11 protein-coding genes are annotated in these 12,522 nt (G+C 61.5%); 2 read left to right on the top strand and 9 right to left on the bottom strand.

Annotation, left to right across the window (positions count from 1 at the left end):
* Positions 1 to 2: 2 nt before the first annotated feature.
* The 5 genes from HMPREF9695_RS11055 to clpS all read right to left on the bottom strand — a co-directional run bounded on the left by HMPREF9695_RS11055 (position 3) and on the right by clpS (position 5,509).
* Positions 3 to 347, bottom strand: coding sequence for an AzlD domain-containing protein (locus HMPREF9695_RS11055; protein ID WP_006020941.1), 345 nt, complete (start codon positions 345 to 347; stop codon positions 3 to 5).
* Positions 344 to 1,081, bottom strand: a complete 738-nt coding sequence (locus tag HMPREF9695_RS11060; RefSeq protein ID WP_041712090.1) for an AzlC family ABC transporter permease — start codon at positions 1,079 to 1,081, stop codon at positions 344 to 346. The genes HMPREF9695_RS11055 and HMPREF9695_RS11060 overlap by 4 nt, the downstream gene beginning before the upstream one ends.
* Before the next feature lie 523 nt (positions 1,082 to 1,604).
* Entirely contained in the window at positions 1,605 to 2,546 is a 942-nt protein-coding gene (locus tag HMPREF9695_RS11065) for a lytic transglycosylase domain-containing protein (protein WP_006020943.1), read from the bottom strand.
* A 98-nt stretch (positions 2,547 to 2,644) separates the two neighbouring features.
* A complete protein-coding gene (gene clpA, locus HMPREF9695_RS11070; RefSeq protein ID WP_006020944.1) occupies positions 2,645 to 5,038 on the bottom strand; it encodes an ATP-dependent Clp protease ATP-binding subunit ClpA in 2,394 nt (797 codons plus the stop codon).
* 135 nt (positions 5,039 to 5,173) lie between these two features.
* Positions 5,174 to 5,509: an ATP-dependent Clp protease adapter ClpS gene (gene clpS, locus HMPREF9695_RS11075; protein ID WP_024575101.1), complete on the bottom strand. Its 336-nt coding sequence runs from the start codon at positions 5,507 to 5,509 to the stop codon at positions 5,174 to 5,176.
* Between the two features lie 669 nt (positions 5,510 to 6,178).
* Here clpS and HMPREF9695_RS11080 point away from each other — a divergent pair.
* Complete coding sequence (locus HMPREF9695_RS11080; protein ID WP_006020946.1) at positions 6,179 to 7,528, top strand: pilus assembly protein; 1,350 nt, start codon at positions 6,179 to 6,181, stop codon at positions 7,526 to 7,528.
* A 73-nt stretch (positions 7,529 to 7,601) separates the two neighbouring features.
* Here HMPREF9695_RS11080 and HMPREF9695_RS11085 read toward each other — a convergent pair whose 3' ends face one another.
* Positions 7,602 to 7,940, bottom strand: a complete 339-nt coding sequence (locus HMPREF9695_RS11085) for a phasin family protein (RefSeq protein WP_006020947.1) — start codon at positions 7,938 to 7,940, stop codon at positions 7,602 to 7,604.
* A 400-nt stretch (positions 7,941 to 8,340) separates the two neighbouring features.
* Between HMPREF9695_RS11085 and HMPREF9695_RS11090 the strand changes: the two genes are divergently transcribed.
* Positions 8,341 to 10,332 carry a D-alanyl-D-alanine carboxypeptidase gene (locus HMPREF9695_RS11090; protein ID WP_006020948.1) on the top strand — a complete coding sequence of 664 codons (1,992 nt, stop codon included), beginning with the start codon at positions 8,341 to 8,343 and terminating at the stop codon, positions 10,330 to 10,332.
* Between the two features lie 223 nt (positions 10,333 to 10,555).
* Here HMPREF9695_RS11090 and HMPREF9695_RS11095 read toward each other — a convergent pair whose 3' ends face one another.
* The 3 genes from HMPREF9695_RS11095 to HMPREF9695_RS11105 form a co-directional block, all read right to left on the bottom strand.
* The gene (locus HMPREF9695_RS11095) at positions 10,556 to 11,290 is read right to left on the bottom strand and encodes a DnaJ domain-containing protein (RefSeq protein WP_006020949.1); all 735 of its coding nucleotides are present in this window, start codon (positions 11,288 to 11,290) and stop codon (positions 10,556 to 10,558) included.
* Positions 11,291 to 11,420: 130 nt separating this feature from the next.
* A complete protein-coding gene (locus HMPREF9695_RS11100) occupies positions 11,421 to 12,167 on the bottom strand; it encodes a vWA domain-containing protein (RefSeq protein ID WP_006020950.1) in 747 nt (248 codons plus the stop codon).
* Between the two features lie 86 nt (positions 12,168 to 12,253).
* Positions 12,254 to 12,433 (bottom strand): hypothetical protein, encoded by a 180-nt coding sequence (locus tag HMPREF9695_RS11105; protein ID WP_006020951.1) that lies wholly within the window; start codon positions 12,431 to 12,433, stop codon positions 12,254 to 12,256.
* Between the last annotated feature and the right edge of the window lie 89 nt (positions 12,434 to 12,522).

Consider the following 12,522-nt stretch of genomic DNA (forward strand, 5'->3'; position numbering starts at 1 on the left):
GTTCAGCCCATCCACCACTTGCCCGCGAGCACGACGAGTTCACCGGCGATTACGCCGGCGAACACCGATCTGCGCGCAACAATGAAGACCGCAAAGCCGACGGCAACAGCGCCATAGCGCACCATGTCCGGTACGGTCGCGAGCGCGCCGGGTGGTGAAATCAGAATCTGCGCGATGACGCCTGCAAGAATTGCAGCGGCGACCGCCCTCACCCAGACCAGGAACTCGGAACTCTCATCGATCCCGCCGCCGATCACGAGACCGAGCACGCGCCAGACCTCGTTCGACAGGAAGCCCGCGAACAGCAGCAGCGCGATCGCCTGTCCATCGCCGAACAGTCCGCTCATGCGCGCCTCCGGATCCGATGAACGCCATAGGCAATCGTGCCGGCGGTCAGACCGCAGATCATGATGTCGACGCCGGTTTGCAGCAGTTGCACAAGCGGATAGAGCGCAAGCCCGAGTGCGAGCGCCAGCTTGTCCACCAGTCTGTGCGCGTTGCGCGCCGTAGACAGCAGGAATGTCAGCGGCGTGAGCGCGAGAATGCCGGCGGCCAGCAGCGGCGGCAAGCTCGCGGCAAGCCAGTAGCCGATCAGCGTGGCCACACTGCTCAGGAACACCAGTCCGAAGCCGAGGCCGTTCAGGAATGCGATCCGCCGCTCACGCGGCACAAGCGGCAGCAGACGAAAGCTCTCGACCCAGACCGTCACCGCCACGAGATGTGCCGGCAGCGCAAGCTGGCGCATCTTGGTCTGCGGCGTCCGCAACATCGGCAGCACCGAAACCACCATCGGCAGCAGGCGGATCGCGCTGATGGTCACCGCCAGAGCCGACTCCAGCAGCGTCGCCCCGGCATGGGATGTGGAGATCAGGATGATTTGCGCAGGTCCGGCCCAGACCAGCACCGTGCTGGCCAGCGCCCAGCCCAGCGTAAAGCCGGTATCATGGGCGAATGCGCCGACCCCGATGAAGGTCCCGAACAGCACGAGCGCCAGAATCGAGGACAGCGCGGATTTGACCCCGAGTGCGAATGCGATGGGCGTGCTTAGCCATTTCGGGGAATCGAGGGCGGGAAGTGCCACGGGGCGGAATACCGGGTGAATCGTTGGATTCATCACGCGGTTGAAACGCCCCGCCGTCAAGGGACCGGGGGCGCTAATTTCGCGGAGCCGTACCGCTCAATTGCACAGCTTGCAGGGCGCGCATCGCTATCGGTGCGCGCCGAGAACATTCACCGCAAACAGCGGCGTCAAAATCAGATCCAAAATCAGATCGAAGGCTCGCGCGCGGATGACGACAGCGAACCGAGAACACACAAAATTGCAAATGCTATACCAATAATCCCGAACGTCAGCACGACGGCCTCCTCACAGACTGCGGCGAAACGCTTTCGCTGCCCCCCGATCAGATGATTGGAAAACGGTTTCGCAAAACTTAAGCGAAAATCGTCAGCATCGCGTTAGCATTTCGTTGAGCATAAAGCTCACTGCACGAATTGAAGTTATGCCTGCAAATATTGAGTTTCTTTCGCTCGCGACCTGGCCGCGGCGTTAACCGTCACAAGAGATTCCTGGAATTTTCCGCCGCGTTCAGCACTGGCGGCGGTTAACCATGCTGCTCCGCGTTCTTCAGCACGATGCACGCCTGCCCCGCCCGTCTGATGCGATCGCACAACTCATTGGCGGCGGCCCGCGTGTCCGCCCCGACCCGCACCTGATAGAACGGGCGTGTGCCGCGGCTGCGGAAGATCGAGCTGAGAAGGCTCGGATCACGATCGCCGATGATCGCACTCAACCGCGTCATGGAGCGGGCATACATCGCCAGCGCCTTGTCACGCGAGAACCCGGCGGCAAGCTGCACACCCCATGGCATCGCCGCGCCGAGCTTCACGCGCTGGGCAAGCTCCGTGACAAAGGGGTTGGGTGCACGCTGCAACAGCGCCATCAGTTCGCGGCAGCCGGCGGGTGGCGTACGGTCCTTGATCGCGCCGTTCTTGCCCGCAGACGCCCAGTCGTCGACCGACGTACCGGTGATCGCATAAACGTAGTTGCGGGTTTCGGACGGCATATAACCGGTGCCGGCAAGCCATTCCTGCACCCGCCGCGGCCCCGCATTGTAAGCGGCCGCTGCAAGCCCGAGATTGCCGAACTGTTCGCGCAGCTCTTGCAGGAACTCGGCCGATTTCGGCAGCGCCTGCACGGGATCGAACGGATCGAGCAGCCGCCGCTCGCTGGCAGTCCCTGGCATGAACTGCGCCACGCCCTGCGCGCGCTGGCCGCTCCGTGTCATCGGTCCCACTGCGTCCGGCTGAAACCGGCTTTCCTGCCAGATGACGCGCGCAAAGAATTCCAGAGGCAGACCGTGCGCGGACGCCGCGGATTCGATCATCAGGCACATCGCCTCGCGCGTGTTGCCATCCTTCGCTGTGGCAGCAGCAGGTGCTGGAGCCGCAGGCGGATCGTCGGGTTCATCTGCACGCGCAAGCGTCGCCGCTAGCGTCACGATCACGCCAACCGCAAGCCACTTCCCCGGGTGCCGCCACTTCATCGCAACAGTCTCGCCGCCGAGAATGTCGAAAAGCAGATCAAAATAGCAAAAACCCGGCGATCGCTGGACCGCCGGGTTTTTTGTTCTCTTTAGCCTGATCAGACCTTCATTAAGGGCTTGGTCGGGCCCTTTGGACCATCGCCGCCCTTTGGCTTGCGGGGCGCGGAACGCTTGCGCGATCCTGGCAGCTTCTCGGGCTTCGGCGTGACCGGACCTTCGACGAACTCGAAGCCGATCTTGTCGACGTCCTGCTCGTCCTTCACCAGCACGACGCGGACATGTCCGCCGCCTTTCAGCTTGCCGAACAGCACCTCGTCCGCCAGCGGCTTCTTGACGTGCTCCTGAATGATACGCGCCATCGGCCGAGCGCCCATCTGCTCGTCATAGCCGTGTTCGATCAGCCAGGCCTTGGCGGGCTCCGACAGTTCGATAGTCACGTCGCGGTCCGCAAGCTGCGCTTCGAGCTGAAGCACGAACTTCTCGACCACCATGCCGATGACATCGGTGTTGAGATGCGCGAACGACACGATGGCATCGAGACGGTTGCGGAATTCCGGCGCGAACTGCCGGTTGATCGCTTCCTGATCGTCGCCTTCGCGCTTGTTGCGTGTGAAGCCGAACGCCTGACGGGCAAGATCGGCCGCACCGGCATTCGTCGTCATGATGAGAATGACGTTGCGGAAGTTGACCTGCTTGCCGTTGTGGTCGGTCAGCTTGCCGTGGTCCATGATCTGCAACAGCACGTTGTAGAGATCCGGATGGGCTTTCTCGATTTCGTCGAGCAGCACCACGCAGTGCGGATGCTGGTCCACGCCATCGGTCAGCAGGCCGCCCTGATCGAAGCCGACATAGCCCGGAGGCGCGCCGATCAGACGCGACACGGTATGGCGCTCCATGTACTCCGACATGTCGAAGCGGATCAGTTCGACACCGAGCGACGCCGCCAGTTGCTTGGCGACTTCGGTCTTGCCGACGCCGGTCGGACCCGAGAACAGGTACGAGCCGATCGGCTTCTCCGGCTCGCGCAGGCCCGCGCGGGCGAGCTTGATCGACGCGGCCAGCGCCTCGATCGCCTTGTCCTGACCGAACACCGTGCGCTTCAGGGTCGTCTCGAGATGCTTGAGCACCTCGGCGTCATCCTTCGACACCGACTTCGGCGGAATCCGCGCCATCGTCGCGATGGTCACCTCGATTTCCTTGATGCCGATGGTCTTCTTGCGCCTGTTCTCCGGCACCAGCATCTGCGCAGCACCCGACTCGTCGATCACGTCGATCGCCTTGTCCGGCAGCTTGCGGTCATGGATGTAACGCGCCGAGAGGTTCACCGCCGCCTCGATGGCATCGTTGGTGTACTTCAGCTTGTGGTAGTCCTCGAAGTAAGGCTTGAGACCCTTGAGGATGCCGATCGCGTCTTCGACCGTCGGCTCGTTGACGTCGATCTTCTGGAACCGGCGCACCAGTGCGCGGTCCTTCTCGAAGTGCTGGCGATATTCCTTGTATGTGGTCGAACCCATGCAACGGATCGTGCCGGAAGCCAGCGCCGGCTTCAGCAGGTTGGACGCGTCCATCGCGCCGCCAGAGGTCGCGCCCGCGCCGATCACGGTGTGGATTTCGTCGATGAACAGGATCGCATTGGGATGCGCTTCCAGTTCCTTGATCACCTGCTTGAGGCGCTCTTCGAAATCGCCGCGATAGCGCGTGCCCGCAAGCAGCGTGCCCATGTCGAGCGAAAAGACCGTGGACGCTGCCAGCACTTCCGGCACTTCGCTGTCGACAATGCGCTTGGCCAGGCCCTCCGCGATCGCGGTCTTGCCGACACCCGCTTCGCCGACGAACAGCGGATTGTTCTTCTGGCGGCGGCACAGCACCTGAATGGCGCGGTTGATTTCGGCGTGGCGGCCGATCACCGGATCGATCTTGCCGTCGCGCGCCTTCTTGTTCAGGTTGACGCAATAGGTCTCGAGCGCCTCGCCTTTCTTCTTGGAGTCGTCGTTGCCCTTGGTGTCGGCTTCCTCATCGACGCCGCGCACCGGCCGCGCCTCGGACACACCGGGACGCTTGGCAATGCCGTGGCTGATGTAGTTCACCGCGTCATAGCGCGTCATGTCCTGCTCTTGCAGGAAATACGCGGCATGGCTTTCGCGCTCCGCGAAGATCGCGATCAGCACGTTGGCGCCGGTGACTTCCTCGCGGCCCGAGGACTGCACATGGATGACCGCGCGCTGCACAACGCGCTGGAATCCGGCGGTCGGCTTGGCGTCGTCGGAACCTTCCGCGACCAGGTTTTCAAATTCGGTTTCGAGATAGTTGACCAGACTGCCGCGCAGCTTGTCGAGGTCGACACTGCATGCGCGCATCACGGCGGCGGCATCCGAGTCATCGATCAGCGAAAGCAGCAGATGTTCGAGCGTCGCATACTGATGATGCCGCTCGTTTGCTATGGCAAGCGCACGGTGCAGGGATTGTTCAAGGCTCTGAGAAAAAGTCGGCATTCGCGTCCCTTAATGGCCCCCGCCATTTCGTTTGATCGTTTGTCGTCGGGTCCGGGCTTGATCAGTTCCTGCAACCTGTTTGTACGTACTCTCGAAATCTCATCCGGTTCCCACAAAACGAACGAGACTCAAATGCTACTTCTTTTCCATCACGCATTGCAAAGGATGTTGGTGTTTCCGGGCAAAGTCCATCACCTGCGTCACTTTGGTTTCGGCGATCTCGTAGGTAAAAACGCCACATTCGCCGATGCCATGATGATGCACATGCAACATGATTGTGGTCGCGGCTTCAACGTCCTTGTTGAAGAACTTCTCTAGAACATGAACAACGAACTCCATCGGGGTGTAGTCGTCGTTCAGGATCAGGACGCGATAGAGGTTCGGCCGCTTGGTCTTCGGCTTCACTTTGGTGATGACAGACGTGCCCGGACCACTGCCCCGCCCGCTGCCGTCGTTCTCGTCCTTGCTCATGCGCAGGCCAAAGCAGGAGGTTCGTTCGCCGGGCACCTCGGGTGCCGGGACTGGTACCGGGTATGAAGACACGTGCAACATGGCCTGAAAGTTCAAAATCCCCACAGAACGGCAACCCTGCCCGAGGCAAAGCGCCCTTTGATCACATTAACAATATGGGTCGCCGCGCGCCCTCCCGCAAGCATACCGTTACCGGCTGAAACCGTGCCGGACAGATGGCGTCGCATCGGCGCAACCACCGCCTGTGGTTAATGCAAGTGCCCGGAATTCACGTCAATTTCGCCGCATCGCATTGAGACGATGTTGAGGATGTATCGGGATTAAAGGCCGGAACAGGCCGCTTTATGGGGCATTTTACGTAGATTGGCGTCAACTTTTACCGCCCCTTCATCGCCGGCTTCTACGACATGGCAGGACCCATTTTTGGTGACCGCCATGAACATTGCATCCATTTTCAAGCGTTCCCTTGCCTCAGATGCGGCCTACCCGGCCGGCGAATCGATAAAATTCGAACCAGGTGCGCAACCCGGCCTTCACCATGAAACTGCGACGCAGGCGCCGCCGGCCGCCTTGTCCTCAGGTGTACCCGTTATTCACCGCAGCATTTTACTACCTCTTCACGCCTCCGGCCTATCCCGCATCCCAGAACCTTACTCTTCTGGTGACGCCATGAACGATGCATCGATTTTCAATCGGGTCCGCGGATCGCTCTCCCGCTTCCGCCGTGCGGAAGGCGGCAATGTTGCCGTGCTGTTCGCCATTGCGATCGTCCCGCTCCTGGGTTTCGTCGGCGCAGCCGTCGACTATGCCCGCGTCAACAATGCCCGTACCGCCATGCAGTCGGCGCTCGATACAGCAGCCTTGATGATTTCAAAGGACGTGACCGGCCTGACCGCCTCTCAAATCAACCAGAAGGCGCAGGCTTACTTCAACGCGCTTTTCAACCATCCCGAAGCGCAGAACGTCACCGTGAACGCGGTCTACACCAACAGCACGTCCCAGGGCTCGCAGGTGGTCCTCACCGGCTCGGGGTCGATGGACACCGATTTTATGAAGATGGTCGGCCTTCCCAAGCTCGACTTCGGCGCGAGTTCGACCACGGTTTGGGGCACCACCAAACTGCGCGTGGCGCTGGCGCTGGACAACACCGGATCGATGGCGAGCTCGGGCAAGATGGATGCCCTGAAAACATCCGCCAAGAGCCTGATCGACACCTTGAAGACCGCCGCTAAGACCGATGGCGACGTTTACATTTCCATCATTCCGTTCGCGAAAGACGTCAACGTCGGAACGGGTAACAAGAATGCGAATTGGCTGCGGTGGGACGTTGGCCAGTGCACCAACTGGTGGGGAAGCACCATCGGATTCATGACGCAGAGCGACTGTAACAACGCCAGCGGCAACTGGACGTCGACGAAGTCCAACAACTGGACTGGCTGCGTCTCCGATCGCGATCAGAATTATGACACGCTGAGCACCGCGCCATATAATACGACCGCGACCGCAAACAACCTGACCGATCGCGCCACCCAGTTCCCGGCGGAGAATTATCCGAATTGCCCGACCGAGATACTTCCTCTGACTTATGACTGGACCGCTCTGAAGAACAAGGTCGATGCGATGCAGCCGCAGGGCAACACCAACCAGGCCATCGGCATGGCATGGGGCTGGATTTCGCTGCTCCAACAGGCGCCGCTGAACGCGCCTGCTGAAGATCCCAACTTCAAGTATACGAAGGCCGTCATTCTGCTCTCGGACGGCGACAACACCCAGAACCGCTTCAGTTCGAGTCAGTCGTCGATCGATGCGCGGCAGAGGCTCCTGTGCGATAACGCGAAAGCGGCCGGCATCCAGATCTACACGATCCAGGTGAACACCGACGGCTCTGCCAATTCGAGCGTGATGTCGTACTGCGCCAGCAGCAGCAGCAACTACTTCTCGACGACCAGCGCCAGCGGCATTAATACGGCGTTCAGTTCGATCGGTACCGCGCTGTCGAAACTGCGCATCGCGAAGTAAACAAAACAGATCAAGGCAACAAAAAAGCCCGGCTGCAAAGCCGGGCTTTTTCTCTTGGTAGAGAACCGTAAAATTAGTGAGTGGTCGCCGAAACCTTCGCGACGATGCCTTCGAAAGGCTTGAACGCCTGCTTGGCGAGATCGGTGTAGAGTTCGCCGATCTTCTGCGACTCAGCAACGAACGTCTCGTACGAGGTCTTCGCGTATTCGGTCTGAAGCTCGATGGCCTTTTCGATCGACTTCACGCCGGACAGCTTCTCAACGAAGGTCTTGGTGTCTTCGAACGACTTCTTGGCGTAGTCGCCGTAAGCGGTAGCAATCGACTGAAGGCCGCTCGAGAAGGTGTTGGCGGATGCAACCGCTGCGTCGAACTGCTCTTTGCCGAACTGCTGAAATTCTTCAACCTTGACCATTACACAGAGTCCTTTCCCAGACTGATGACCTTACCTGCCGGGAGGTACCCGGCTCCCTAACCACGACTTTGGTAGTACTGCAATGCACAATAGAAGTCAAGAATCTTGTGCGTCGCACAATCGTCTCAAATCCGAGACAAAAGTGAAGCATCGCGGAAACTCTTGCTTAACCCTTTTGAAACCGTGGCCACCTACTTTGATTCCCTGCGCTTTTTGCATTCCGAGATGAATTCAAAAAGCGGCGCGGTTCCAATGCCTTAGCCCGGATCAGCGAGCATCCGGCACCGGCTCCCGAGCCGCGGCTTCGCGTGGACGACCCAGCTCCCGAAATTGGGCTGTGGCCGGACCAAATTTGGCCTCAGAACGAGGCGAATAAACTGGGAATCGGACGGGGAAATTCATGCTTGGGGTCAAATCGTCGGCGTCTTCACGCGCCCTCCGCCTTTGCCTTCTCGGCGTCGCCACCCTCTCAGTGGCCGTCACGTTTACGCTCGACACCGCCGACGCCCGGCGGCGTCACCGGCACCGCAGCCACGCCGCCGTATCCAGCTACAGCCCCTCTTTCTCTTCGATCATCGTCGACGCCAATTCCGGCAACACGCTTCAGGCCACCAGCGCCGACAGTCTGCGCCACCCCGCTTCGCTCACCAAGATCATGACGCTCTACATGCTGTTCGAGCGGCTGGAGAGCGGCAAGATGAAGCTCGATACACCAATGGATGTGTCGGTCCACGCATCGCAGCAGGCGCCCACCAAGCTGGGTCTGCGTCCCGGTCAGACACTTCGCGTCGAGGACGCGATCAAGGGCCTCGTGACCCGCTCCGCCAACGACGCCGCCGTCGTGATCGCCGAGGCGATTGCCGGCGACGAGGACGATTTCGCCAAGGCGATGACGCGCAAGGCGCGCGCGCTCGGCATGAGCAAGACGGTTTACAAGAACGCGTCGGGTCTTCCAGACAGCGATCAGGTCACCACGGCGCGCGATCAGGCCACGCTGGGCCGCGCCATTCAGGACCGCTTCCCGAAATACTATCGCTACTTCGCGACCGAAGCGTTCAACTACAAGGGCCGCTCGATCCGCAACCACAACAAGCTGCTCGGCCGCGTCGAAGGCGTCGACGGCATCAAGACCGGTTATACCCGCGCCTCCGGCTTCAACCTCGTCACCTCGATGAAGCGCGGCAATCGCTATCTGGTCGGCGTTGTGATGGGTGGACGCAGCGGCAGTTCGCGCGATGCGATCATGCGCAACCTGCTGGCCGAAAACCTCGACGCGGCCTCGACCCGCCGCACCGTTGCCGCCATCACCGAACGCGGCGACACCAGGGTTGCGAGCGCGGATGACAACGATGAAGCCGAGACTAAGGTCGAGGCCAAGGCTGAATCCAAGTCCAAGCCCGCCGCAGCGGTTCAGGTCCAGGGCGCGATCAAGGTCGCATCGACGCCGCCGGAAGCCGTTCCGCTTCCCGCTCCGCGCGCAACACCGGCGACACCAGCAAAAGCTGTTGCTGAAGCTCAGGACAAGCCAGCTCCCGCTCCGCTCACCAGCGGCGTGATCTCCTCGCAGACTTTCGCAGCCATCCCGGGTTCCGCCGAACCGATGACACCCGTGCGCGTCAAGACGGTTCAGGTCCGCATGGGTCAAACCAGGGTTGCTTCTGCGGCCCCGGGTTCGCCTGCTCCGGTTGCCACCAGCGCCATCCCGGCACCGCAGAAGGCCGAGGTTGCAGAAACCTCGAAGGCCGTTGTCGCCAAGGCCGAAACAAAGGCCGAAGCCAAAGCGGAGACCAAGATCGACCGCCGTGCCGAGCCCTGGCCGGTCGCTTCCAATCAACCGCGCAGCGATTTCCCGGCTCCGCTCCCGGCTCAGCCCAACACCAGCAACGGCATCGGTCAGGGCATCATCGGCTCCGCTCCCGCCCCGAGCCCTTCGTCATCGACCCCACACGCGCAGACGCTGGCTTATGCAGATCCCGGCCGCGGCGCACCGCCCACCACGCTCGGCGCGCAGGCCGTCGCTCTCCAGACCTCCACCGCTCCGCCGCAGCAGCCTGCTCCGCAGCCCGTTCAACAGGCCGCGTTGCCGCCTGCACAGCCGGCGCAGACCCAGACCGTGCAGCACAACGGCGCGATCAAGACTGCCGTGCGCTCGGGATGGATCATTCAGGTCGGCGCCCTCGAATCCGAGAGCGAAGCTCGCCAGCGCCTCGACGCGGCACGCGGCAGCGCCAGCAGACTGCTGAGCGACGCCGATCCGTTCACCGAGACCGTGTCGAAGGGCAACAAGACGCTCTACCGCGCACGTTTCGCCGGCCTCAATCAGGACTCCGCCGAAGCTGCATGCCGCACGCTGAAGCGCTCCGATATTTCCTGCATCGCCATCAGGAACTGATCGCGAAAACACAATTCAAGATCGGAAAAACAAAGCCCGCGGTTCTGCCGCGGGCTTTATCTTTTTTGCGGGGCGCGCGCGCATTCAACCATTTTTCAAGATTTGGTCTCTAAAACCTTAATCGCAGGATCGATCACGCCGGACAACGGCGGGCGTCCGCAGGGGCATTTCAATCAGAGGAGAAGGCTGCTCGCAGTTTGTAGCGTGATGTTGCGTGCTGGAGTCAGCGATGATTGCGAAGAAGAGTGTCCTTGGCTTCGTTCACACGGGCAGCGAGGTACGTCGAGCCCCCCTGGTCGGGATGCAGTTTCTTCATCAGCCCACGATGAGCCTTGCCGATTTCGTCGCGCCCCGCACCCGGCTTCAGGCCAAGGATCTGATAGGCCTCCTCCGTCGTCATTTTTCCACTCGGCGCCGCGCGGCGATCCTCGCTTCCACTCCGCCCTGTCCCCTCGCCCTGCGCGTGCTCACGCCAGGCGGGAAACCGGCGGTCCAGATAGCTTTCCAGAAGAGCCCAGCTCTCGGCGTCGAACCCGCGCGCAAGAGCAATGAGTTCGTCGAGCGTGAATTCGTCGAGTACGCGCCCCGCTTCGGGTCCGGCGGTAATAAGCCCCTCAAGCGCTCCAGTGTCGTGGTCGAGCGTCATCTCTATAAACTGGGACCGTACCTGGGACTTCTGCCCCTGTGATTTCCAGGCGCCGGGACCGTAGTTGCCCCAGGCCGAACCGAGCTGCGCGCCGAACGGCGACCACCCGAGCAGACCTGCGCCGAAAATGCCGAGCGGGATCGCCACCGCAAGCTCGCCTCTGGCCCCGATGAACAGCGCCGCGGCCAACGTCACCACGCCGCCGCCACCGCGGATGATCTTCGCGAGCCATTTCGGATCGGCGCCCTTGATGATGTTCAGCGCCACGTAAAGCAGCGCGACAGCGACGATGCCTGCGATCAGGGTCGGCATGGCGTGGAATCATCCTTGCAATCGTTCGTCGGCAGCGCGCGCTACCGACACGCATACCTGATCTATGGTGATATCGGGATTTGTTAAGCTGACATATTGCGAAATAACGCCGCGCCTGTCCTGCTGACGATTACTTCATCTGCCCAAGCAAAGCCGCAGCGCCCGAGGTGTTCTTCGCCAGCTTCAGGAGGGCATCCCGCCCGCCTGCGGCGTAGGCGGCTGCCGCGCGCAGAAGCTCACGCAACTGCGCAGCCGAACCCATGTCGAACCGGCACCACGCCCCTCCGGTCAGCCGCGCGATCTCACGGAACGCCGCCTCCGCCGCCGGGTCGTTGCCTTCCTGAAACATGAAGCACGGCACTTTCAACAACCCAAGTTCGCCCGCAGTGGCGCACAATGCGTCGACGTTTTCCTCCATCGCATCGCCCACGAAGACGATGGCACGCACGCCGGAGGCGACAGCCTCGCGCCGCGCGTCCGCCAGCACGCGCCCAAGCTGGGTCTGCCCGCCCTGACAATCGATCCTGCTCATCAGTCTGGCGAGATGCGCCGTATCCGAAATCCATGGACTCGCGCGGCACTCGTTCAAACCGCGGTAGTACACGAGACGAACCGAAAGTCCGCCGATGCTGCCGGCTTCACGAAACATGTCGGCCTGAAGCTGGCACGCCATGTCCCATGTCGGCTGACGGCTCATGGTCGCATCCAGCGCGAAGATCAGCCGGCCCGTCCCCGCCTTGCCGGGCGTCATCGCCCGCGCCTTGGCAACGAAGGCGGCGATGTCGGCCGACGCCGATGTCTGCACGTCCGGCTCCGTGCGACTGCGCCCTGTGATGGGCTGCTCGCCGGATTTGGGAATGGTCGGATCGCGGGTCATCGGATCTCGCGGTTGGGTGCGAGTCCTATGTGGAGCGCGGAGAGCGCCTGGTCAATTCTCCGGCCAAAGATCGCTAAAGGATCGCCCTACTCGATCGGCACCGCGAGTCGCCCGATAAGCTCGGCGACCTCGTTCAGCCGCCGGTCATCGTGCTCAGCCACGGCGCGCGCCAGGCGCGACATGCACTCATCGTCACTGATGACGTGAGCGATCTGGTCTTTCACGGACGGAACCAGACTGGGAGATTGAAAAGAGCTGACGGGCATGACTCTCACCTCACTTGCCACTTGGATACATCCAAACAAGCAGAAACTATGCCACCAACGGAATGTGGCGAGAGCAAGCAGGAATCATT

Source organism: Afipia broomeae ATCC 49717, assembly GCF_000314675.2.
In the GTDB taxonomy this organism is placed as follows: domain Bacteria; phylum Pseudomonadota; class Alphaproteobacteria; order Rhizobiales; family Xanthobacteraceae; genus Afipia; species Afipia broomeae.